General features: G+C 64.8%; 19 protein-coding genes. 8 read left to right on the top strand and 11 right to left on the bottom strand.

Features of this window, described 5'->3' with window-relative positions:
* Positions 1 to 17: 17 nt before the first annotated feature.
* A complete protein-coding gene (locus N5C91_RS23790; protein ID WP_236174970.1) occupies positions 18 to 1,382 on the bottom strand; it encodes an APC family permease in 1,365 nt (454 codons plus the stop codon).
* Between the two features lie 208 nt (positions 1,383 to 1,590).
* On the opposite strand from N5C91_RS23790, the gene N5C91_RS23785 reads away from it, so the two are divergent.
* The 3 genes from N5C91_RS23785 (at position 1,591) to N5C91_RS23775 (ending at position 4,679) form a co-directional block, all read left to right on the top strand.
* Positions 1,591 to 2,394, top strand: coding sequence for a helix-turn-helix transcriptional regulator (locus N5C91_RS23785; RefSeq protein ID WP_236174969.1), 804 nt, complete (start codon positions 1,591 to 1,593; stop codon positions 2,392 to 2,394).
* 167 nt (positions 2,395 to 2,561) lie between these two features.
* Positions 2,562 to 3,146, top strand: coding sequence for an HD domain-containing protein (locus tag N5C91_RS23780; RefSeq protein ID WP_236201195.1), 585 nt, complete (start codon positions 2,562 to 2,564; stop codon positions 3,144 to 3,146).
* Positions 3,147 to 3,287: 141 nt separating this feature from the next.
* Positions 3,288 to 4,679, top strand: coding sequence for an adenylate/guanylate cyclase domain-containing protein (locus N5C91_RS23775; protein WP_279832454.1), 1,392 nt, complete (start codon positions 3,288 to 3,290; stop codon positions 4,677 to 4,679).
* 325 nt (positions 4,680 to 5,004) lie between these two features.
* Here N5C91_RS23775 and N5C91_RS23770 read toward each other — a convergent pair whose 3' ends face one another.
* Positions 5,005 to 6,306 (bottom strand): dicarboxylate/amino acid:cation symporter, encoded by a 1,302-nt coding sequence (locus N5C91_RS23770; RefSeq protein ID WP_138526068.1) that lies wholly within the window; start codon positions 6,304 to 6,306, stop codon positions 5,005 to 5,007.
* 361 nt (positions 6,307 to 6,667) lie between these two features.
* Between N5C91_RS23770 and N5C91_RS23765 the strand changes: the two genes are divergently transcribed.
* Positions 6,668 to 7,669 (top strand): AraC family transcriptional regulator, encoded by a 1,002-nt coding sequence (locus N5C91_RS23765; RefSeq protein ID WP_279832449.1) that lies wholly within the window; start codon positions 6,668 to 6,670, stop codon positions 7,667 to 7,669.
* Positions 7,670 to 8,003: 334 nt separating this feature from the next.
* Here N5C91_RS23765 and N5C91_RS23760 read toward each other — a convergent pair whose 3' ends face one another.
* The 5 genes from N5C91_RS23760 to N5C91_RS23740 form a co-directional block, all read right to left on the bottom strand.
* Positions 8,004 to 9,347, bottom strand: coding sequence for an ATP-binding protein (locus N5C91_RS23760; protein WP_279832448.1), 1,344 nt, complete (start codon positions 9,345 to 9,347; stop codon positions 8,004 to 8,006).
* Entirely contained in the window at positions 9,344 to 10,021 is a 678-nt protein-coding gene (locus N5C91_RS23755) for a response regulator (RefSeq protein ID WP_236174964.1), read from the bottom strand. The genes N5C91_RS23760 and N5C91_RS23755 overlap by 4 nt, the downstream gene beginning before the upstream one ends.
* Before the next feature lie 56 nt (positions 10,022 to 10,077).
* A complete protein-coding gene (locus tag N5C91_RS23750) occupies positions 10,078 to 10,689 on the bottom strand; it encodes a hypothetical protein (protein WP_279832446.1) in 612 nt (203 codons plus the stop codon).
* Between the two features lie 260 nt (positions 10,690 to 10,949).
* On the bottom strand, positions 10,950 to 12,158 hold the full coding sequence (locus N5C91_RS23745) for a lytic murein transglycosylase (protein WP_279832444.1): 1,209 nt from the start codon (positions 12,156 to 12,158) through the stop codon (positions 10,950 to 10,952).
* Positions 12,155 to 12,826, bottom strand: a complete 672-nt coding sequence (locus N5C91_RS23740) for a polysaccharide lyase family 7 protein (protein ID WP_236174961.1) — start codon at positions 12,824 to 12,826, stop codon at positions 12,155 to 12,157. Before N5C91_RS23740 ends, N5C91_RS23745 begins: the two co-directional genes overlap by 4 nt.
* A gap of 182 nt (positions 12,827 to 13,008) precedes the next feature.
* Here N5C91_RS23740 and N5C91_RS23735 point away from each other — a divergent pair, with 182 nt between their 5' ends.
* The 3 genes from N5C91_RS23735 to N5C91_RS23725 all read left to right on the top strand — a co-directional run bounded on the left by N5C91_RS23735 (position 13,009) and on the right by N5C91_RS23725 (position 16,343).
* On the top strand, positions 13,009 to 13,809 hold the full coding sequence (locus tag N5C91_RS23735) for a dienelactone hydrolase family protein (protein ID WP_279832441.1): 801 nt from the start codon (positions 13,009 to 13,011) through the stop codon (positions 13,807 to 13,809).
* 238 nt (positions 13,810 to 14,047) lie between these two features.
* On the top strand, positions 14,048 to 14,770 hold the full coding sequence (locus tag N5C91_RS23730) for a 4'-phosphopantetheinyl transferase superfamily protein (protein WP_279832439.1): 723 nt from the start codon (positions 14,048 to 14,050) through the stop codon (positions 14,768 to 14,770).
* Between the two features lie 178 nt (positions 14,771 to 14,948).
* Positions 14,949 to 16,343 (top strand): OprD family porin, encoded by a 1,395-nt coding sequence (locus tag N5C91_RS23725; RefSeq protein ID WP_276574827.1) that lies wholly within the window; start codon positions 14,949 to 14,951, stop codon positions 16,341 to 16,343.
* A gap of 188 nt (positions 16,344 to 16,531) precedes the next feature.
* Here the strand turns inward: N5C91_RS23725 and modC are convergent, their stop codons facing one another.
* From modC to modA, 3 genes are read right to left on the bottom strand one after another with little or no spacing between them, the layout of a single operon-like run.
* Positions 16,532 to 17,635 carry a molybdenum ABC transporter ATP-binding protein gene (gene modC, locus N5C91_RS23720; protein ID WP_279832438.1) on the bottom strand — a complete coding sequence of 368 codons (1,104 nt, stop codon included), beginning with the start codon at positions 17,633 to 17,635 and terminating at the stop codon, positions 16,532 to 16,534.
* A 7-nt stretch (positions 17,636 to 17,642) separates the two neighbouring features.
* The gene (modB, locus tag N5C91_RS23715) at positions 17,643 to 18,323 is read right to left on the bottom strand and encodes a molybdate ABC transporter permease subunit (RefSeq protein WP_236174956.1); all 681 of its coding nucleotides are present in this window, start codon (positions 18,321 to 18,323) and stop codon (positions 17,643 to 17,645) included.
* Between the two features lie 19 nt (positions 18,324 to 18,342).
* Positions 18,343 to 19,098 (bottom strand): molybdate ABC transporter substrate-binding protein, encoded by a 756-nt coding sequence (gene modA / locus N5C91_RS23710; RefSeq protein WP_279832437.1) that lies wholly within the window; start codon positions 19,096 to 19,098, stop codon positions 18,343 to 18,345.
* 127 nt (positions 19,099 to 19,225) lie between these two features.
* Here modA and N5C91_RS23705 point away from each other — a divergent pair, with 127 nt between their 5' ends.
* On the top strand, positions 19,226 to 19,654 hold the full coding sequence (locus N5C91_RS23705) for a TOBE domain-containing protein (RefSeq protein WP_236174954.1): 429 nt from the start codon (positions 19,226 to 19,228) through the stop codon (positions 19,652 to 19,654).
* A gap of 199 nt (positions 19,655 to 19,853) precedes the next feature.
* Here the strand turns inward: N5C91_RS23705 and N5C91_RS23700 are convergent, their stop codons facing one another.
* Positions 19,854 to 21,479, bottom strand: a complete 1,626-nt coding sequence (locus tag N5C91_RS23700; RefSeq protein ID WP_236174953.1) for an ATP-binding protein — start codon at positions 21,477 to 21,479, stop codon at positions 19,854 to 19,856.
* Positions 21,480 to 21,745 lie beyond the last annotated feature (266 nt).

The following is a 21,745-nucleotide window of genomic DNA, read 5'->3' as shown; positions in this document are numbered from 1 at the left end:
GGTTGTCGAGCAGGGTTTCAGAGTTTCTGGAAGGCCGGGCTGAGCTTGCCGTAGGTGCTGTAGAGAATCACCGACACGGCCAGTATCCCGACAATGATCATGACGTCCCGCGAGGAAGCGTCCATCAGCAGGTTGAGCAACAGGTAGCCGGCGCCAACCACCGCCAGCATTGCCGGCAACGGCCACAGCGGCATGCGGTACGGGTGCTCGCGGTCGCGGCGCAGCACGCGGCTGAACAACGCGCAGAGCGCCACCACCAGGTAGACCATCACCAGCAGCAGGACCGTGAAGGAGGTCAGCTCTTCCAGGTTCGAGCTGAAGCTCAGCGCCGCCGAGGGCACGCCGAGGAACAGCGTGGCGATCCATGGCGACTCCCAGCGCGGATGGATGCGGGTGAAGGCACGGTTCATCAGCGGCGTCCACAACTCGTCGCGGCCGCTGCTGAAGATCACCCGGCCGACCTGGATGACGATGGCGACGATGGCGTTGAACACCGAGAGGAAGATCCCGGCACTGACCAGCCGCGACAGCGTTTCGTTGCCGTGGGCGGTGAGCAGGTAACCGACCGGGTCAGGGCTGGCGATCATCTCCTGCAGCGAAGGCGCCCCCAGCAGCAGCGCGGTCAGCGGGACGATCTCGATCGCCACCACCAGCACCAGCGACCAGATCACCGCACGGTGCACATTGCGCCCGCCGCACTTCATGTCCTCGGCCAGCAGCACCGCGCCGCCAAAGCCGTTGTAGGAGAACAGCGCGGTACCGACGGCGCCGATCACCAGCGCCCAGGGCGCGGCGGCCAGAATCCCGCCGTCGATGTGCTGTGGCTGCACCAGCACGCTCACCGGCTGGCTGACGTGGCCGAAGCCGAGCACCACGATCACCAGCAGCGCCGCCACTTCGCAGAGCAGGAACACGCCGGTGATCCAGGCGTTCACGCGGATATTCAGGATGCCCAGCACGTAGCTGGCGGCGACTATCACCAGGGCGACCGTCTGGGTGTCGAAGTTCGTCCCCAGGGCATTGTTGAGGTAGGTCGCCGCGCCCGTCGCCAGTACCGGCGGGATGAACAGCAGCGAGACCAGCACGGTAAGGAAGGTGGCGTAGCCGGCGAGGCCGCCGAATACGCGCTTGGCGTAGACGTACTCGCCGCCGGCGGAGCTGTGGGCCCGGCCCAGTTCGGCATAACACCAGGCGAACATCAGGGCCAGGAATCCGGCGAAGACGAACGCCAGGAAGGCGCCACTGCCGGCCTGCTGGATGGCGAAGGGAGCGATGACGAAAACGGAGCTGGCGGGAGTAACCGCCGAGACGGTGATGGCGACTACGTCGAGCACGCCCAGGCTGGGCTTGAGCGCGCTCGCTGGCGCAGGGGAAGCGCTCATATCGTTGTTTCCTCGTGTTGTTATTGGTGGCTGAGGCAGGAACGAAGACCTTGATGCGCCCTCTGAGCGGGGCGCTGCGTGGGGTGCAGTCTGGGCATGGCGAGAGGGGCGGCCAATCACCATTTGGGGTTACGCCCCCTTGACGGCGACGGGCTAAAAGGAGGAAACCGTGGGCCGACTCCTCAGCCCCCTCAGAGAACCCACTCGGATGCACAACCTGTTCCGCGAAGTCGGCATGCACGCCAACCTCGGCCGCGCCATCGAGCAGATCGGCCAGCCGCGCTTCTGGAAGCAACTGATCCTGCTGCTGCACCAGTGGTTGCCGTTCGACAACGCCCTGGCGATGTTCTACCCGGCCGGCGGCACCCCGGTGGCGCTGGAGGAATACGACGCCGAACCCAGCGCCGGCCCGGCGGCGATGGCTATCTATCTGGACGGCCTGTACCAGCTCGACCCGTTCTACCAGGCCTGCCGCGAAGGCGTGTCCAGCGGGCTGTACCGGCTGGAGGAAATCGCCCCGGACCAGTTCCGCCAGAGCGAGTACTTCCTCAGCTACTTCCACGACAACGTGCTGGAGGACGAGGTGCAGTTCATCCTGCAGCTGCCCGGCCAGGGCGCGCTGTCGCTGTCATTGGGTATGCGCAGGCTGTTCGATGGCGAGCAGACCGGCCTGCTGGCGATGCTCTGCCCCTGGGTGCTGGCATTGATGCAGCAGCACTGGCAGCAACGCAGCCAGCGCCTGCTGCCGGGCGCCAGCGACGGTGTGGCGGTACAGGTACGTGACGCCCTGAGCCACTTCGGCGCCGGCGTGCTGTCCGAGCGCGAACTGGAGATCGCCCGGCTGATCCTCAGGGGTTACTCCTCCAAGGCCATGGCCGAGCGCCTGGCGATCTCCCCGGAAACCATCAAGGTCCACCGCCGCCACCTGTACAACAAGCTCGACATTTCCTCGCAGCCAGAGCTGTTCTCGCTGTTCCTCCAGTCGCTGGGGCACGACCCGCAGAACCCCTGAGCACGCCCTGCATGCCAGCCGCCATCCGCGCGACTGATGCCGCACCATTCGCGCGCGCCGGGACACCCCGCTGGCGCTGCACGGACACTACCGCGTGGCCGTCAGGCTTCTAGACTGGATCGGTGCCATCCAGACACGCCACGACAATCACAAGAGAGCACAGCCTGATGAACGCACGCGCCAACTTCACCCACATGGAAGACGGCAGCGCCGAGGACTGGGCGATCATCGCCAAGGACTTCGGCCAGTACGCCGCCCTTCTGCCGGACCGCATCATGACCCACCTGCGCCTGCTCGACGGCGACTTCGGTGGCTTCCCGGTGGACCGCCTGACCCACTCGCTGCAGACCGCCACCCTGGCCCACCGCGACGGTCGCGACGAGGAGTACGTGGTCTGCGCCCTGCTCCACGACATCGGCGACACGCTCGGCTCGTTCAACCACGCCGACATCGCCGCGGCCATCCTCAAGCCCTTCGTCAGCGAAGAGAACCTGTGGATGATCGAGAAGCACGCGATCTTCCAGGGCTATTACTTCTTCCATCACCTGGGCCTGGACCGGCACCTGCGCGAGCAGTTCAAGGACCACCCACAGTTCGAGCAGACCATCGAATTCTGCGCGCGCTACGACGCCGCCGCCTTCGATCCGGACGGCGAAGTCCTGCCCCTGGAGTTCTTCGAGCCCATGCTGCGCCGGGTCTTCGCCCAGCCACGCCGCTCGATCTACCAGAAGCCCGACGGCACGATGGCCTGAGGGTCTCGAGACGACCGGTGGTTCGCGATAAAGAGTGGCGAACCGCCGCTGGCCCGGTGGCTGCGCATGGAATAAGATTCTTCCCAAAATCAGACGCGCAATCGGCCACGAGCCTACGCGCACCAGGGAAGTTTCTTGCGCATGAAGCCTAACGTTCTCGAGCGCTCCAGCACTCCGCTCACCTCCGCCCCCCTGCGCGAATACCATTCCCGCGTGCTGGCCTATATCGCCATCGCCGCCACCATTACTGCCGGCACCTTCGCCAAGTACTTCGGCTTCGACATCCTCTGGATGATCCCGTACGCCCTGCTCTACCCCCACCTTGCACAGCAGATCAGCCGCCGCTTCAAGCGCGACAACCCACAACGCACCCGCCTGGTGCTGCTGTTCATCGACGCCCTGCACGCCGGCATTGCCACCGCGCTGCTGGGCTTCTCCGAAGTGCCCAGCCTGATGCTGGTGCTGATCCTCGCATTCTCCGCGTTGATCATCGGCGGCCTGCGCTCCCTGGGCCTGGCGCTGCTGGTGGCGCTGAGCGCCGCGGTGCTGAGCGCCGCGCTGATCTCGCCGACCTACAAGGGCCAGACGCCGAGCATCGTCGCGCTGGTCAGCGTGCTGTTCTCCACCCTGTACATCTGCATCACCGCCTTCTTCGTACACCAGCAGGGCCTGCGCCTGGCGCAGGCGCGCTCGGACATCACCCTGGAGCAGGAAAAGGCCGCGCGCCTGGCCAGCAACCTGGCCAAGTACCTGTCGCCACAGGTATGGGAATCGATCTTCAGCGGCAAGCGCACGGTGCGCCTGGAAACCCAGCGCAAGAAGCTCACGGTGTTCTTCTCCGACATCAAGGGCTTCACCGAACTGTCCGAGGAGCTCGAAGCCGAAGCCCTTACCGACATGCTCAACAACTACCTCAACGAGATGTCGAAGATCGCCCTGAAGTACGGCGGCACCATCGACAAGTTCGTCGGCGACTGCGTGATGGTGTTCTTCGGCGACCCGGCCACCCAGGGCGCGAAAAAGGACGCCGTGGCCGCCGTGTCCATGGCCGTGGCCATGCGCAAGCACATGAAGGTCATGCGCCAGCAGTGGCGCGCACAGGGCATCACCAAGCCGCTGGAAGTGCGCATGGGCCTGAACACCGGCTACTGCACCGTGGGCAACTTCGGCGCCGACACGCGCATGGACTACACCATCATCGGCCGCGAAGTGAACCTCGCCAGCCGCCTGGAAAGCGCCGCCGAGGCCGGCGAGATCCTCATCAGCCACGAGACCTACTCGCTGGTGAAGGATGTGCTGATGTGCCGCGACAAGGGGCAGATCGCCGTGAAGGGCTTCAGCAAGCCGGTGCAGATCTACCAGGTGGTCGACTTCCGCCGCGACCTGGGCTCCAACCCCAGCTTCGTCGAACACGAGGTGCCGGGCTTCTCCATGTACCTGGACACCAACAACGTGCAGAACTACGACAAGGAGCGGGTCATCCAGGCGCTGCAGCAGGCCGCGGAGAAGCTCAAGGACAAGATCATTCTCTGATTCCTTTCCGCTTCTTCAGCGCACGCTTCTGCGTGCGCCTTTCTCGTTGATACACACCCTCCGGCCAATCGCGGACAGAGTCCGCTCCCACGCGCGCTACAAAGCCCAGCCTCCCCTGCACGCGGCCAAGGCCCAGCTGTAGGAGCGAGCTTGCTCGCGAACCCGCCCACCTCCAAAGCTGCCGGGAAACCGTTCGCGAGCAAGCTCGCTCCTACGAAGAGCCGCGGCTTTTCACCCGCGCATAAAAAAGCCCGCTCAATTGAGCGGGCTGGAAAGGCTCCGGCGCTTCACGTTCACCGGGCCGAATTGCTCTTTGAAAAGCGCGTCAGGACGGCTGCAGCTCCGCGGAGTTGCCCGGGCCAGCGGCCAATTCTGCGGACAGGGTCTTCTCGTCCAGCTGCTTGCACCACTTGGCGACCACGATGGTGGCCACGCCGTTGCCGACCAGGTTGGTCAGGGCGCGGGCTTCGGACATGAAGCGGTCGATGCCGAGGATCAGCGCCAGGCCGGCAACCGGCAGGTGACCGACGGCGGACAGGGTTGCCGCCAGCACGATGAAGCCCGAACCGGTGACGCCAGCGGCACCCTTGGAGGCGATCAGCAGCACGACCAGCAGGGTCAACTGGTGGGTGATGTCCATCGGGGTGTCAGTGGCCTGGGCGATGAACACCGCAGCCATGGTCAGGTAGATCGAGGTGCCGTCGAGGTTGAACGAGTAGCCGGTCGGGATCACCAGTCCGACGACGCTCTTGTCGGCGCCGAGCTTCTCCATCTTGGCGATCATGCGCGGCAGGGCCGATTCGGAGGACGAGGTGCCCAGCACGATCAGCAGTTCTTCGCGGATGTACGAGATGAAGCGCAGGATGCTGAAACCGTGGGCGCGGGCGATGCCGCCCAGCACGATCAGCACGAACAGCAGGCAGGTGATGTAGAAGCACAGCATCAGCTGGCCCAGCTGCACCAGCGAGCCCAGGCCGTAGGCACCGATGGTGAAGGCCATGGCACCGAAGGCACCGATGGGAGCGACCTTCATGATCACGTTGATGATGTTGAACATCACGTGGGTGATGCGATCGATGAACTCGAACACCGGCTTGCCGTAGTCACCCAGGCGGTGCAGCGCGTAACCGAACAGCACGGAGAAGAACAGCACCTGGAGGATGTCACCATTGGCGAAGGCGCCGACCACGGTGCTCGGGATGACGTTCATGAAGAAGTCGATGGTGCTCTGCTTCTCGCCCGAAGCGATGAAGCCGGTGAGCGCCGCGTTCTTGTTCATTTCGGCGGTCAGCGTGGCGACGTCGGCGTGCATGCCGGCGCCCGGCTGGACGACGTTGACCACGACCAGGCCGATGATCAGCGCGACGGTGGAAACGATTTCGAAGTACAGCAGCGCCATGCCGCCCGTCTTGCCCACCGCCTTCATGCTCTGCATGCCGGCGATACCGGTAACCACGGTGCAGAAGATGATCGGCGCGATGGCCATCTTGATCAGTTTGACGAAGCCATCGCCCAGCGGCTTCATCAGTTTGGCGGTGTCGGGGTAGAAGTGGCCGAGTGCGATACCGATGGCGATGGCGATCAGCACCTGCACATACAGGCTTTTGTAGAAGGGTTGCTTGGTCATGGCAGCTCTGTCCTCTGGGCCTGCGCTCCAGGGGAGGCGCAAGACCGAACGCGTTATCTCCCTGCAATGGGAGAATTTGTTTTCAGGGCATGCCAGACGGCAGGCCTTGATCGCATATGGCAAGTGCTGTGCCAGACCTTTAAAAAATATCTAATCCCTTTAAATTCAATGAGCTCCGTGAAAAGTCGCGGCACGGAAGACAACGATTCTGGCGGAAACCCGCCTTCTCGCTGGCGGGTTTCCCGCCCTCTGGCGGGTATCCGCCACGGCCTTCGTACCGTAGATTGTAGAACTCCGATCAGGTTCGATCGGGTTTGCCACGCGGTTCCTGGACGCGCGGCCAGAACAACAAGGACCGCTCATGCGAGAACGCACCATTGCCAGCCATTTCGTCCGCGCCGCCGTGCATGGCGCCCAGCGCAAGGGGCTCGACGTCCAGGCGCTGCTGCGCGACGCCGGCATCGTCCCGGCCATCCTCGACGAGCCTCGCGCACGGATCGATCCCGAGCAGTTCAGCCGCCTGATGCAGACCCTCTGGGAAGCGCTGGACGACGAATACATGGGCTTCGGCAGCCTGCCGAGCAAGCGCGGTACCTTCGCCATGATGTGCAACGCGATCATCCACTGCCGCACGCTGGAAAAGGCGCTGGGCCGTGGTTCGCTGTTCTACGGGTTGTTTCCCGAGGCGCCACGGATCGAGCTGGTTCGCGATGGCGACCGCGCCCGGCTGACCCTGGACGAGACTCACCTGCGCGACCCGGACCACTTCCTCACCGAGAGCCTGCTGCTGATCTGGCACCGCCTGGCCAGTTGGCTGATCGGCCAGCGCATCCGCCTGGAGGAAGCCACCTTCAGCTACCCGGCGCCCGAGCACCAGGCCGAGTACGACCTGCTGTTCCCCTGCCCTCGCCGCTTTTCCGCCGGCAGCACCAGCCTGCTGCTGCAGGCACGCTACCTCGACATGCCGCTGCTGCAGGACGAACGCACGCTCAAGCACTTCCTCAAGGACTCCCCGGCCGACCTGCTCGCCCGCCCGGATGGCGGCGACAGCCTGACCAGCCAGATCCGCCGCCTGCTCGGCCGCGACTGCCGCAGTTGGCCGGACCTCGAGCAGGTCGCCGCGCAACTGCACATGAGCCCGCAGACCCTGCGCCGGCACCTGCGCGAGGAAGGGCCGAACTTCCAGGAATTGAAGGACCAGCTGCGCCGCGATCTGGCGATCTACTACCTGGGCCGCGACGAGCTCTCCATCCAGGACATCGCCGACCAGCTCGGTTTCTCCGAGCCCTCGGCGTTCCACCGGGCGTTCAAGAAATGGACGGGGCTGACGCCGGGGGCGTATCGGGCACAGCAGGGGGAATGAGGTACGTGCCGCGCCGCAGACACTTCCGCGTCAGACACCGCGTGATCAGCTCTTGTAGGAGCGGACTCCGTCCGCGATGGCGTCCGGCACGCAGCGAACTCATCGCGGACAGAGTCCGCTCCTACGAGATACCTCTGCGCTTAGGCCATCCCTCACCCTAGCCCTCTCCCAAGGGGAGAGGGGACCGTTCGGTGCAGGATCAAACCTTAGCGTCAGTCGGCTCGGACTGCCCCTCTCCCTGAGGAGCGGGGCGCGCAGACAGGGTTGGGGTGAGGGGGAAGACGCAGCGACGGACCATCCAGAGAAGACAGTTGCTCCTACGCAAATTCAGGATTCAACCCGGCAGGCGAATGCGGAAGCAGGCGCCGCCCAGCGCGGACTCCTCCAGCGCCAGCTCGCCGTCGTAGCTGTCGATGATGTCCTTCACCACCGCCGTACCGATGCCCTGGCCGGGGTGCTGGGTGTCCAGCCGCTCGCCGCGCTTGAGGATGCGCTCGCGCTGGCTGGCCGGTACCCCGGGGCCATCGTCCTCGATGATCAACTCGAACATCCGGCCACTCTTCCGCGCGCTGACTTTTACCGTGGTCAGGCACAGCCGATAGGCGTTTTCCAGCAGATTGCCGAGCATCTCCAGCAGCGCGCCCTTTTCCAGCGGCAGGGACAATCCCGGCGGGATGTCGCGCTCCAGCTTCACGCGCTTGTCGCGGTAGACCTTGTCCAGCGCGCCGGCAATGGTATCCAGCAGCGGATCGAGAGCCGCACGGTGGCGAATCAGACCGCTTTTACGCATGGATGCGCGCTGCAACTGGTAGCCGATCTGCTGGCTCATGCGTTCGATCTGGGTTTGCAGTACCAGCACCTGCTCGCGGTGCTTCGGCTCGCTGGCGAGGGTTTCGCTGACCCCCTGCAACACCGCCAGCGGCGTCTTCAGGCTGTGCGCAAGGTCACCCAGGGAATTGCGGTAGCGCTCGCGCTGGGCGCGTTCGCTGTCCAGCAGGCGGTTCACCGAATCGGTCAGGCGCAGCATCTCGGCAGGATGATCGTCGCTCAGGCGTTCGCGGTCGCCGGTCTCGATCTGGTCCAGCTCCGAACGCAAGCCGCGCATGGAGCGGAAGCCCCAGCCCAGGCCGAGCCACAGCAGCCCCAGCAACAGCAACAGCGCGCCACCCAGCCAGAGGTAGAGCTGATCGCGGAAGCCGCTGACCAGTTCGCGGAACTCGCTCTCCGGCTGCATGGTGACGATGCTGTAGGCCGCGCGCTTGCCACCGAGCAGGTCGATCTCGACGTCGTAGACGAAGAACTCCTGGCCGCCGGCATCGCGGATACGGGTGAACTCGTCGATCATGCCGTCGTACTTGGGCGAGTATTCGACCGTCTCGTCCTGGGCCGAGGTGGAGCGCCACACCAGCTTGCCGGACTGGTCGTAGATGAAGCCCAGCAGCTTCGACTCGGGAAGGTTGAAATCCTCCACCGGCAGGTGCTCGGGCATGCTCAGGACATTGCCATCGATACGCGCCGAGGACACCAGGGTCGCCACGTCCGCCGCCAGGCGCTGCTGGATGGCATTCTCCAGGGCGATGCTGAACGCGCGCTGGAGAGCCGGCAGCAGCGCCGCCATGAACAGCACGGCGAGAATCGCCGCCCCGATCATCAGGCGCAGGCGTAGCGAGCGGATCATTTACACAGCTCGTTGAAGATGTAGCCCTGGCCACGCACGGTATCGATCGGCTTGAAGCCCGCGGCGGTCTCGAGCTTGCGGCGCAGGCGGCCGACCAGTACTTCGATGACGTTCGGATCGCGCTCGTCGTCGTCCGGGTAGAGCTGCTCGATCAGGCGTTCCTTGGCCACTACCTGCTGGTGATGGCGCATGAGGTACTCGAGGATGCGGTACTCGAAGGCGGTCAGTTGCAGCGACTCGCCGTTGACCAGCGCCTGCTTGCGGTTGATGTCCAGCACCAGCGGGCCGGCCTCGATGCTCGACTGGGCGAAGCCGCTGGAGCGGCGCAGCAGCGCGTTCAGGCGCGCCTCCAGCTCTTCGAACTGGAAGGGCTTGACCACATAGTCGTCGGCGCCGGCGGCCAGGCCTTCGACCTTGTCCTGCCAGTTGCCGCGAGCGGTGAGGATCAGAATCGGGAAGCTCTTGCCCTGGCTGCGGAATTCGCGGATCAGGTCCAGGCCGCTCATGCCCGGCAAGCCGAGGTCGATCATCGCCAGGTCGTGATGGTATTCGCTGGCGCGGTAAAGCGCCTCTTCGGCATTGGCGACGGCATCGACCACGTGGCCTTGCTCGCCGAGCCGGGTATACAGGTGATGGCGCAACAGCGCCTCGTCTTCCACCACCAGCAGTTTCATGCGCGTGCTCCCTGAGTCAGGCAACCGGGCCGCACGGGGCCCGGTTGCGGTACCGGTCAGAACTTGTAGTTGGCGCCCAGGTAGAACTGGGAGCTGCTGTGCAGGTCAAGGGATCCCACCTTGCTGCCACCGTGCGGGCTCATCTCGGTACTCGCGTTGGTACGCAGGTAACGGTAGCCGCCTTCTACGGATGCGTTCTTGCCGAGTTCCTGGAGGATACCGGCTTGCGCGCCGATGGCGTAACCCACATCGCTGTCGCGGCTGTAGCCCTTGGAGTCCTGCTCCAGCTTGACCAGGCCGGCGGTGCCGCCGCCGAACAGCTTGGTGCCCTGGTCGCCCAGCGGCAGGAAGGCATCGTAGCTGCCGAGCAGGTTCTGCTGGCGCAGCTTCAGGCCGTTCTCGGTGTCGGAGACGTTTTCATAGGTCACGTAGTAGCGGCCCTGCTCCATCTGCTGGCCGGCGCGTACGCCCCAGGTACCGCTGTTGTTGATCACGCTGTCGAGTTTCGGGTTGTTCAGGTTGCGGTTCAGCGCGTCGGACTTCTGGATGTTGTTGCTGGTTTCGCCCCAGGTCATGCCGACGAAGGTGTCGGCGGCATTGGCGGCGGTGGCAGCGAAGCTGGCACCGAGGATGGCGCTGGCGAGGGCGATTTTCTTCATGGCTTTCATGGGGATTCTCCCGTCAAGGATGTCTGTAATGTGTTGACGGGGAGAAGGTTACGAGGGGGGCACTGAACCGAACCTGTCCGGCTGCTGAACCAATGCTGAACGATACGGCTGAAGGAAATTTCATACACGAGATACGTATGCACAGGACACCGCTGCGCGCGCCGCTGGTTCGCGAGCAAGCTCGCTCCTACAGCAGTGCCTCACGCCAAACGAAAAGCCCCGGCCATGCCGGGGCTTCGCCAAATCACAGAGCGGCGCTGTCAGCCGCCCTTCAACGCCTTGAGAATCTTCTGCCCAGCCCGCCCATCCGCCGGCGTAAGACCCAGTCTGTTCTGCTCCTGCTGGATCGCCTTGCGCGTCACGTCGCCGATCATCCCGTCCGCCTGGCCGATGTCATGGCCGCGCTGGATCAGCAACTCCTGCAACTCCTTGCGCTGTGCCCGGCTCAGGCCCGGATCGTCGGTCGGCCAAGGCGTGCGCAGCCCCGGCTCGCCGCGCAGGCGGTCGGACAGCAGGGCAATGGCCAGTGCGTAGCTTTCCGCTGCGTTGTAGGAATAGATCGCGTCATAGTTGCGCAGCACCAGGAAGGCCGGACCGTTGACGCCCGCCGGGAGCAGGACGGCCGCCTTGGAATCGAGGCTGGGGATCGGCTTGCCATCGATACGTTTCACGCCTCGGCTGGTCCAGTCGGACAGCGCCCGGCGCTTGGTGCGTCCGGCTTGGGAGGCATCGAACCCCGCCGGCAGCTTCACTTCGTAGCCCCAGGGCTGGCCTTCACGCCAGCCGGCCTTGCGCAGGTAGTTGGCGGTGGACGCCAGGGCGTCGGCGGTGCTGCCCACCAGATCGCGGTGGCCGTCGCCGTCGAAGTCCTCGGCGATGCGCGCGTAGGTCGAGGGCATGAACTGCGTCTGGCCGAAGGCGCCGGCCCAGGAACCGGTGATGCCGCTGTCACGAATATCGCCCTGCTGCAGCAGCTTGAGGGTAGCGATGAACTCGCCCTGGAAGAACGCCTGACGCCGCCCGTAGCAGGACAGCGTCGACAGCGAAACCAGCAGCGGCCGCTTGCCGGTGATGCGCCCGTAATCGCTCTCCACGCCCCACACGGCGACCACCGTGGCCGGATCGACCTGATAGCGCGCGGCGACCTTGCGCAGCAGGTCGGCATGCTCGGCCATGCGCGCCTTGCCGTCGGCGACACGCTGCTCGTCCACCAGCCCGGCCAGGTAATCCCAGATCGGCGTGGTGAACTCGGGCTGGGCATCCAGCAGTGGCAGCACGGTCATGTCCGGCTGCAGGCCCTGGGTGAACTGCGCGAAGCTCGCGGCACTGACGCCCTTGGCCTGGGCGGCGCCCTGCAGGCGGTTCAGGCAGGCGCCGAAATCGTCGCCCGGCGCGGCCTGCGCCAGTGCCGCCGGCAGCAGCAGGGACAAGGCCAGGGAAGCGCGGCGGACGATGGAGGAAGTCTTCATTGGTGTCGAATGCTCAGATCGGTGAAGGTGGCGCGCCCGCCTTCGCTGGCGGGCCCGCGATTGTCCTGCAGGTAGAGGCCTGCCTTGAAGTACAGGCCCTGGTAGGCCCATTGCGTATCCAGTTGCTGGCTGACCTGGCCATTCTCGACCTGCACGCTCAGCACGCCGCTGCTGGACACGCCCAGCCGGTAGGTAAAGGTATCGCCCAGGGGGATGCCGTCATAGACGGTATAGGTGCGCGTGGTGATGTCATCCGGCCGATCGCGAACCAGTGCCTGCACCCGCGCCTTGTCCAGGCGTTGCTGGTAGACCAGTTTGACCAGCGGCAAGGCCTCGGCGCTGCCGCTGCCGTTGCTGTGGATCTGCCCGATCACCATGCGCCGACTGGAAGGCACGGCCTCCACGCGCAGGGTGGCGACCATCTGGTTCTCTGCCAACGGATAGCGCCAGGTCACCAGGCGGCCGTCCGGCCTGGTCTCGCGCAGTTCGGTACGGGGAAATTCGCTGCCGCTGGTATGGGCGCCATTCACCGGCACCCAGAACTCCACACCATCGGCGCTGCGGCGGAAATACGCGCTCTCGTAGTCACGGCCGAGCTTGGCCGTGGAAATGGTCGCGGCCGGGCCGCGCTGGGGAATGGTCAGATTCCAGGTGCTCAGGTCCAACATCGGCCTATCGCTTCGCGGGTCAGGACATGGGCGCAAGGGTAGACGAGGCTGTCGGACTTTTCACTCGTCCGGCGTTCTATCTTTCGACCAACAACCGCGCCCTTGAGCGGCTGCGTGCATTCTGCACGAGCGTTTTCCGCCTCAACGGCTATCTTCAAGGTTCCCCGCTCAGGAGTCTCACCATGCGCCTGCTCACCGCCCTGCTGCTGCTCGCCTTCGCGGCCAGCGCTTCCGCCGCGATCAAGACCCAGGAAATCCCTTACGAATCCACTGACGGCACGAAGATGATCGGCTACTTCGCCTACGACGACGCCAAATCCGGCATTCGTCCCGGCGTCATCGTCGTCCATGAGTTCTGGGGCCTGAACGACTACGCGAAAAGCCGCGCCCGGCAGCTCGCCGAACTGGGCTACAGCGCACTGGCCATCGACATGTACGGCAACGGCAAACACACCGAACACCCCAACGACGCCAAGGCCTTCATGGCCGAGGCGCTGAAGAACGCCGATGCCGCCAAGGCGCGCTTCCAGGCCGGGCTGGAACTGCTGAAGAAGCAGCCGCAGACCGACCCGAGCAAGATCGCCGCGATCGGCTACTGCTTCGGCGGCAAGGTGGTACTGGATATGGCCCGCGCCGGCCTGCCGCTGGCCGGCGTGGCCAGCTTCCACGGCGTGCTGGCGACCCAGACGCCGGCGCAGCCAGGGGCGATCAAGGCGAAGATTCTGGTCGAGCATGGCGGCGCCGACACCCTGGTGCCGGCCGAGAGCGTCGCAGCCTTCAAGGCAGAGATGGACAACGCCAACGCCGACTACAAGCTGGTGGTCCAGCCCGGCGCCAAGCACAGCTTCACCAGCCCGGACGCCGACAAGCACAAGGGCCATGGCCTGGACGTGGGCTACGACAAGACTGCCGACCAGAAGTCCTGGGCGGACCTGCAGGCCTTCTTCAAGGAAATCTTCGACGTCAAGCCTGAGGGCGCGTAAAAACGCCAGGCAATAAAAAACGGGAGCCCATTCGGGCTCCCGCACTCAATCAAGTGTAAAGGTCGGAGCCCACCGTGGCGGCACTCCAACAACAACCTCACCTGCGTCCCCTTGGGAACGCGGGGCGCAGTGTGTCAAAGCTTGTCGGATGAATCCGTACGCCTTTGGTGAAGGTTTGCAAACGAATGTAAGTGCCGCGTGACTGGTGAGCCACGTTCTGGCGCGGCAGAATGTTCCCATGACCGCCCTCCCCGACTTCTGTACTCCACTCGACGCCGACTGGCCGCTGCCCACGCCCCTGGCCGGCTGCCAGTTGCGCAGCACCCGCTTCGACCGCCAGCGCCTGCAGGCCGGGGATTTCGCCCTGAGCCGGGTGGAGGCGCCGGCCAATATCCAGCGGTCCGTGGCCAAGCGTCAGGCCGAATACCTCGCCGGGCGCCTGTGCGCCCGTGAGGCGTTGCTGGCCGCAGGCAGCGAGGCCTGGGTACCCGGTACGGATGAAGAGCGAGCGCCGGTCTGGCCGGCAGGCTTCTGCGGCTCGATCACCCATGGCGACGGCTGGGCAGCGGCGATCGTCGCCCGTGACAGCCACTGGCGCGGGCTCGGACTGGATGTGGAGAACCGTCTGGAAACCGCGCGGGCGCAGCGGCTGGCAGCAGAAATCCTGACGCAGGACGAGTTGGCGCGCCTCGATCCGCAGCAGGCGGCGCTGCAGGTCACCCTGACCTTTTCCCTCAAGGAAAGCCTGTTCAAGGCGCTCTTTCCGCTGGTGCGCAAGCGCTTCTACTTCGAGCACGCCGAGCTGCTCAGCTGGTCCGCCGGCGGCCACGCACGCCTGCGGCTGCTCACCGACCTGTCGGCGGAATGGCACCACGGCAAGGAGATCGACGGGCAGTTCAGCCTGTTCGATGAGCGCCTGCTGAGCCTGGTCGCCATTCCCGCAGCTGACAGAAATAACTGAAAGTCTTGACTTAAAAGTCAGAATTTGGCGTCATGCACGCCACCCAGACGCCCTCTACCTCTTTTGATCCTCAGAGCTTTCCTTCAGAGGAATCGTCAGAATGTCTATCGGTATATAGAATCATATACAGCCAAACGGCAACGTCTGGTTCTTGGGGTCCCCACAAAAAGAAATGACCATCGGAGCAAACGTAATGACCAGAAACACCCTGGCGCTCGCCATTGCGGCCAGCTCGCTCGGCCTCATCGCGCAATCGGCATACGCCGGCGGCTTCATCGAAGACAGCAAGGCCAGCCTGACCCTGCGCAACTTCTACATCAACACCGACAACCGCAACGGCAACGCCGCCAACCAGCCCAGCAAGCAGGAAGAATGGGGCCAGGGCTTCATGCTCAACTACGCCTCCGGATTCACCCAGGGCACCGTGGGCTTCGGCGTTGACGCCCTGGGCATGCTCGGCGTGCGCCTGGACGGCGGCGGCAGGGCCGGCAAGCTCAACAGCGACAGGCAACCCGGGACCATCTTCCCGCTGGAAAGCGATGGCAGCGCCGTCGATGACTTCAGCAGCCTGGGCCTGACCGCCAAGGCGAAGATCTCCAAGACCGAATTCCGCTACGGCACCCTGCAGCCCAAGCTGCCGGTGGTGGTCTACAACGACGCTCGCCTGCTGCCAATGACCTACGAAGGTGGCCAGGTCACCTCCACCGACATCGACAACCTGACCGTGACCGGTGGCCAACTGACCCACACCAAGGGCCGCAACTCCACCGACTGGCGCAGCATGTCCATCGCCGGCGCCAACGGCAGCACCGCCACCTCCCGCGACAGCAACAAGTTCTACTTCGCCGGCGGCGACTACAAGGCGACCAAGAACCTGACGCTGTCGTACTACTACGGCGAGCTGGACAACTTCTACAAGCAGAACTACCTCGGCCTGGTCCACAACTGGGCCATCGGTCCGGGCACGCTGAAATCGGATATCCGCGTCTTCATCAGTGACTCCGACGGCAAGAACGGCAGCGCCTCCGGCCGTGCCGACGGCTACGTCAGCAGCGGCTACTACGGTGGCAACAGCCTCAAGGGCGAAGTGGACAACAACGTCTACAGCGGCATGTTCACCTACGCCCTGGGTGGCCACAGCATCGGCGCCGGCTACCAGACCATGACCGGCGACAGTGACTTCCCCTATCTGAACCGTGGCGACGGTGAAGGCACCAGTACCTACCTGATTTCCGACGCCCAGTTGCTGAAGTTCAACCATGCCGGCGAGCGCACCTGGATCGGTCGCTACGCTTACGACTTCGCCGACCTCGGCGTACCGGGCCTGACCTTCAGCGTGCTCTACCTGAACGCCGACAACATCGACACCAAGCAAGGTGACAAGGGCGAGTGGGAGCGTGATATCGCCCTGGGCTACGTGGTCCCGGAAGGTACCTTCAAGGGCCTGGGCCTGGCCTGGAAAAACGCCACCATGCGCAGCGGCCTGCCGGCAGCCTCCACCCAGGGCGTGCCCAATCAGCGTGACCAGGACGAAAACCGCCTGATCGTCAGCTACACCATCCCGCTGCTGTAAGGCGCGGAATGAAACAGGAAGGGCGGCCATGAGCCGCCCTTTTTCTTTCTGACTTTTTCGCAAAAATTCGCGGCACACATGGCGCTTGTAGGATGGCGTGGAGCGCAGCGATACCCATCGTTCCAGCACACCGACAGCATGGGTGTCGCTGCGCTCCACCCATCCTACGAACGCGGATGCGCGCTGAACTATGCCAGCAACGCCACCGACTTGATCTGCGCCCATACGGCCTGCCCGGCCTGCAGGCCGAGCTGGTCATGGGAATAGCGGGTGATCCGCGCCAGCAGCGGCGTGCCGGCCACATCCAGCTTCACCAGCCGATGCGCCGGGTTCTCCGTCGACACGATCTCGACGACGGTCGCCGGCAGCACGTTGAGGATGCTGCTGTGGGCCGCCGGCTCCAGGCTCAGGCTGACGTCCCGCGCCTGCACCTTGATACGCAGTGCCCTGCCCTTGTCCATCGGCGCGTGGGCCAGGCGAATGCGCTGCTCGCAATGCGGCAACGCCAGGGTCAGCAGCCCGTAGTCGGCATTGTGCCCGAGCACCTGGCCGTCGATCACCACGCCGGCATCTTCCAGATGGGAAATCGGCAGGTCGGTGCGCGCCAGGGTTTCCATCACCGGGCCGCTGGCAATCGCCTTGCCCTGGTCCAGCAACACCAGGTGATCGGCCAGCCGCGCCACTTCGTCTGGCGAGTGGCTGACGTAGAGAATCGGGATATCCAGTTCGTCGTGCAGGCGTTCCAGGTACGGCAGGATTTCCGCCTTGCGCTTGAGGTCCAGCGCCGCCAGCGGTTCATCCATCAGCAGCAGACGCGGGCTGGTCAGCAGGGCGCGGGCCATGCCGACGCGCTGGCGTTCGCCACCGGAGAGATGCCCCGGCATGCGCTCAAGCAGATGGCCGATACCGAGCAGCTCGCAGGCCTGCTCCAGCTCGACGCGATGCTGGTCGCGCGGCACGCGCTTCATGCCATAGGCGAGATTGCGCTTCACCGACAGGTGCTCGAACAGGTTGGCGTCCTGGAACACGTAACCCAGCGCGCGCTTGTGCGGCGGCAGGAACACGCCGCTGGCGCTGTCCTGCCAGACCTCGCCATTCACCACCAGGCGGCCGAGCGGCGCACGTTCCAGGCCCGCCACGCAACGCAGGCAGGTGGTCTTGCCGGAGCCGGAATGGCCGAACAGCGCGGTCACGCCCTTGCCCGGCAACTGCAGGTCGACATCCAGGCTGAAGCCCGAATAGGCGATCTGGAAACGGGCCTCGATGGCGCGTGCGGAAAGCTCTTGCGGCATGCCCACCTCAGGCCCAGGCCGAACGGCTGCGGCGGCTCGCATAGAGCGCCAGCAGGACGAAGAAGGAGAAGATCACCATGCCGCCGGCCAGCCAGTGCGCCTGGGCATACTCCATGGCCTCGACGTGGTCGAATATCTGCACCGACACCACGCGGGTCTTGCCCGGGATGTTGCCGCCGATCATCAGCACCACGCCGAACTCGCCCACGGTATGGGCGAAGCCGAGGATGCTGGCGGTGATGAAGCCCGGCCGCGCCAGCGGCAGGACCACCGAGAAGAAGGTATCCAGGGGGCTCGCACGCAACGTCGCGGCAGCCTCCAGCGGTTTGTCGCCGATCGCCTCGAAGGCGTTCTGCAACGGCTGCACCACGAAGGGCAGCGAATAGAACACCGAGCCCACCACGAGCCCGGCGAAGGTGAACGGCAGCCGTCCCAGGCCCAGGCTCTCGGTGGCGTGACCGATGAAGCCGTTGGGGCCCATGGTGATCAGCAGGTAGAAGCCGATCACCGTGGGCGGCAGCACCAGCGGCAGCGCCACCACCGCTCCCAGCGGGCCTTTCAGCCAGGAGCGGGTGCGCGACAGCCACCAGGCGATCGGCGTGCCGATCAGCAGGAGGATCAGGGTGCTCAGGGCAGCCAGCTCGATGGTGAGCCGGATGGCCAGGAAATCCTCCTGCGTGAGGGGCATTGCCTATTCCTTCAGAAAATCAGAGTTCGTAGCCGTAGGACTTGATCACCGCGGCGGCTTTCGGACCTTTCAGGTACTCGACCAGCGCCTTGGCGGCAGCGCTGTCCTTGCCTTTGTTGAGGATCACGGCGTCCTGGCGGATCGGGTCGTGCAGGTCAGCCGGGACGACCCAGGCGGAACCGCTGGTCACCTTGCCATCCTTGTAGATCTGCGACAACGCCACGAAGCCCAGCTCCGCGTTGCCGGTGGAAACGAACTGGAAGGCCTGGGTGATGTTCTGGCCTTCGACGATCTTGCCGGCGACCTTGTCCTTCAGGCCGAGCTTGTCGATCACCTGGGTAGCGGCCAGGCCGTAAGGCGCGGCTTTCGGGTTGGCGATCGACAGGTGCTTGTACTCGTTCTTCTTCAGCACGTCGCCCTTGGCATCGACGTAGCCGTCTTTTGCCGACCACAGCGCCAGAGTGCCGATGGCATAAGTGAAGCGCGAACCGGGGACGATTTCCTTCTCGGCTTCGAGTTTCTTCGGTGTGCTGTCGTCGGCGGCGAGGAAGACTTCGAACGGCGCGCCGTTCTTGATCTGGGTGTAGAACTGGCCAGTGGCGCCGTAGGCGGCGACCAGTTTGTGGCCGGTGTCCTTCTCGAAGTCCTTGGCGATTGCCTGGATCGGCGCGGTGAAGTTGGCGGCGACGGCGACCTGCACTTCATCGGCCAGGGCCGAGTGCAGGGTGAAGCAGGAAGCGACCAGCAGGGACAGGCTTGCGAAGCGGTGTTTCATCGTGATGCTCCAGTGGGTTGTTGTTTTCAAGCGTTGAACGGTCAGGACTGGTCTATAACCTCAGTTCAGTCCCGCGATGTATCCGGCGCGAAGCCGGCCATGCAAACGAATTCAGGAGAGTCAGTTCATGAAGGTCAGTGCACGCAACGTCTTCAAGGGCAGCGTCAAGCAACTGCGCAACGGTGCGGTCAATGCAGAAGTCGTGGTCGCCCTGCCCGGCGGCAGCGAACTGGTGGCGATCGTCACCGAGGAAAGCGTCAAGAGCCTGGGCCTGGCCCAGGGCAAGGACGTCATCGCGCTGGTCAAGGCGCCCTGGGTAATGCTGATGACCGAGGCCGAGGACATCCGCCTGTCCGCGCGCAACTGCCTGAGCGGCACGGTCAAGTCGGTTACCGATGGAGCGGTGAATGCCGAGGTGGTGCTGGGCCTGCCCGGCGGCGCCGAAGTGGTCGCGGTGGTCACCCGCGATGCGGTCAGCGAGCTCGGCCTGGCGGCTGGCGTGAAGGCGACTGCAGTGATCAAAGCGTCCCATGTGATCCTCGGTGTTCCTGCCTGAAACCCTGCGCGGGCCTGTCGCTAACCGGCCCGCCTGCCCTGCCGCAAGCGCTCGTTATAGCAAAAATTACATAACGATACCGGTGACTCTGCAATACCTCTTAAGAGAGCTGTTTCACTGAAGGAAATTGCACAGCGACGCGGCGGGCGCCATCAACCCGTGATGGCACCGCAGCATTCTGCATTTTTTGACTTCAAGGTCAAATACTGTCGTCGACCTTCGGTGCCTGGCGGCGCGGCCACATCAGCGTGAAGCACGCGCCACCCAGCACTTCGCTCTTCGCGATCTGCGCGCGGCCGCCATGCCAATGGATGATCCGCCGCACGATGGAAAGCCCCAGCCCATGCCCACCGGTGACCCGCGCACGACTGTCGTCCGCGCGGAAGAACGGCTGGAACAGCCGGTGCCACTGCGCTTCCGGCACGCCAGGGCCGTCGTCTTCCACATCGACCTGGCAGCGATCCACGCTCACCCGGTAACTCACCCGCACCCGCCCTTCGGCGTAGCGCAGCGCATTGGTCATCAGGTTCTGCAGGGCGCGATGCAGATAGCGCGGCTCGGCCTCGATCCAGCTGCCCTGGTCGAACGGCACCAACGCACCCGGCTCGCAGGTGACAGTGATTTCCCGGCGCAGCGGGGCGATCTCCGCCACCACCTGCTCCACCAGCGCGCCCAATTCGATGCGCTGGTAACTCAGCGCCGGCGAGCCCTGCTCCAGCCGCGCGTAGGTGAGCATCTCGTCCACCAGTTGGTCGAGGTCCTGGATGTCGCCATCCATGCCCTCCATGTACTTGCGCCGCGCCGTGTCGGTCTCGGCGGACTCGATCATCTCCAGCCCGAAGCGCAGCCGCGCCACCGGCGTGCGCAGCTCGTGGGAAACCGCGCGCACCAGCTCGCGCTGCACCGTCAGCAACAGGTGCAGCTGCTCGGCCATGTGGTTGAAGGCCCCGGCCAGCCGCCCGACGGAGTCCGCCCCGCGCACTTCCACGCGGGTATCCAGGCTGCCGCGGGCGATGCGCGTGGCGGCGGATTCCAGGCCACGCAGGCGTTGCTCCAGGCCACTGATCAATAGATAGAGCGTCAGGCCTATCAGGGTCAGCGCGACGACCACGATGATCGTCAGCAACTGCGGCGGATACGGATTCATCTGGTAGATCGGCCCCAGCTCCAGCACCCAGGGCGTGTCGAGGATGCCCGAGAGCACGCGGATCGAATCGCCGCCCTTGCCCAGCGCCATCACCGTATCGCCCTCTTCCACCCGGCGGCTCTGGTCGTCGTCGAGGTCGACTTCCTTCAGGCGCAGCAGGTGCACCTCGAAGCCGAAGCGCTTGTCGCGGACGATGCGCGCCAGGTGATAAGGCTGCTCGCTGGCCGGGTAGCGCTTGAGCTCGTCCATCAGCAGGTAGATCGTCGCGCGCGCCAGCTGCTCGCTGACCTGCTCCACCTCGCCGGTGAGGATCAGCCCTTCGGCCGCGCTCACCTGGGTCATCACCTTCACTTCATGGGGCGCGCCGGCCTGCACCAGCACCTGGTCGTTCATCAGCCGCGCGCGGCTGCGCCCTTCCATGCCCAGCGCGTCCAGGCTGGTGAGCTTCAGCGGAATGCCCAGCAGGCGGCTCCACTGGCTCAGCGCGCGCTTGCGATCCACCTCGCTCATCGGCAGCAGCTCGTCCGCCATCAGGCGGAAGGTGCCGCGCGCCAGGTCCTCGCGGTAGCGCTCGCCGCGCACGTCGTTGACCAGGTGTAAGGTCAGCACCGCCAGCGCGGCGACCGCCACCAGGGTCAGCAGCATGCCGCCGTAGATGCGCAGGAAGATGGATTTCATGGGTGGTTGTTCCGGACAGACGCGGTGCAGGCTGGGAATACCCTCACCCTAACCCTCTCCCAAAGGGAGAGGGGACTGTTCGGCGTGCGCATGAAGATGGGAGCTCTGCCCGGATGGCTCCGCGGGCGTCGTTCATGGCAAGACAAGATGAGAGGGACTGAGATAAACCAAGAGAGTAAAGCGAGATAATTGCGGGATATAGAGGAAGGGAAAGGGATTTAGCGGGATAGGAAGTGAAAAAGAGTTTCCAAGGATGAAAAAGGCGG

Source organism: Pseudomonas sp. GD03903 (assembly GCF_029840045.1).
Classification (GTDB): Bacteria; Pseudomonadota; Gammaproteobacteria; order Pseudomonadales; family Pseudomonadaceae; genus Pseudomonas; species Pseudomonas pseudonitroreducens.
This window is presented reverse-complemented; position numbering and strand designations above follow the sequence as displayed.

Coding starts and splice junctions, on each gene's coding strand:
- N5C91_RS23790 (WP_236174970.1), bottom strand. CDS start 1,382: ATGAGCGCTTCCCCTGCGCCAGCGAGCGCGCTCAAGCCCAGCCTGGGC.
- N5C91_RS23785 (WP_236174969.1), top strand. CDS start 1,591: ATGCACAACCTGTTCCGCGAAGTCGGCATGCACGCCAACCTCGGCCGC.
- N5C91_RS23780 (WP_236201195.1), top strand. CDS start 2,562: ATGAACGCACGCGCCAACTTCACCCACATGGAAGACGGCAGCGCCGAG.
- N5C91_RS23775 (WP_279832454.1), top strand. CDS start 3,288: ATGAAGCCTAACGTTCTCGAGCGCTCCAGCACTCCGCTCACCTCCGCC.
- N5C91_RS23770 (WP_138526068.1), bottom strand. CDS start 6,306: ATGACCAAGCAACCCTTCTACAAAAGCCTGTATGTGCAGGTGCTGATC.
- N5C91_RS23765 (WP_279832449.1), top strand. CDS start 6,668: ATGCGAGAACGCACCATTGCCAGCCATTTCGTCCGCGCCGCCGTGCAT.
- N5C91_RS23760 (WP_279832448.1), bottom strand. CDS start 9,347: ATGATCCGCTCGCTACGCCTGCGCCTGATGATCGGGGCGGCGATTCTC.
- N5C91_RS23755 (WP_236174964.1), bottom strand. CDS start 10,021: ATGAAACTGCTGGTGGTGGAAGACGAGGCGCTGTTGCGCCATCACCTG.
- N5C91_RS23750 (WP_279832446.1), bottom strand. CDS start 10,689: ATGAAAGCCATGAAGAAAATCGCCCTCGCCAGCGCCATCCTCGGTGCC.
- N5C91_RS23745 (WP_279832444.1), bottom strand. CDS start 12,158: ATGAAGACTTCCTCCATCGTCCGCCGCGCTTCCCTGGCCTTGTCCCTG.
- N5C91_RS23740 (WP_236174961.1), bottom strand. CDS start 12,826: ATGTTGGACCTGAGCACCTGGAATCTGACCATTCCCCAGCGCGGCCCG.
- N5C91_RS23735 (WP_279832441.1), top strand. CDS start 13,009: ATGCGCCTGCTCACCGCCCTGCTGCTGCTCGCCTTCGCGGCCAGCGCT.
- N5C91_RS23730 (WP_279832439.1), top strand. CDS start 14,048: ATGACCGCCCTCCCCGACTTCTGTACTCCACTCGACGCCGACTGGCCG.
- modC (WP_279832438.1), bottom strand. CDS start 17,635: ATGCCGCAAGAGCTTTCCGCACGCGCCATCGAGGCCCGTTTCCAGATC.
- modB (WP_236174956.1), bottom strand. CDS start 18,323: ATGCCCCTCACGCAGGAGGATTTCCTGGCCATCCGGCTCACCATCGAG.
- modA (WP_279832437.1), bottom strand. CDS start 19,098: ATGAAACACCGCTTCGCAAGCCTGTCCCTGCTGGTCGCTTCCTGCTTC.
- N5C91_RS23705 (WP_236174954.1), top strand. CDS start 19,226: ATGAAGGTCAGTGCACGCAACGTCTTCAAGGGCAGCGTCAAGCAACTG.
- N5C91_RS23700 (WP_236174953.1), bottom strand. CDS start 21,479: ATGAAATCCATCTTCCTGCGCATCTACGGCGGCATGCTGCTGACCCTG.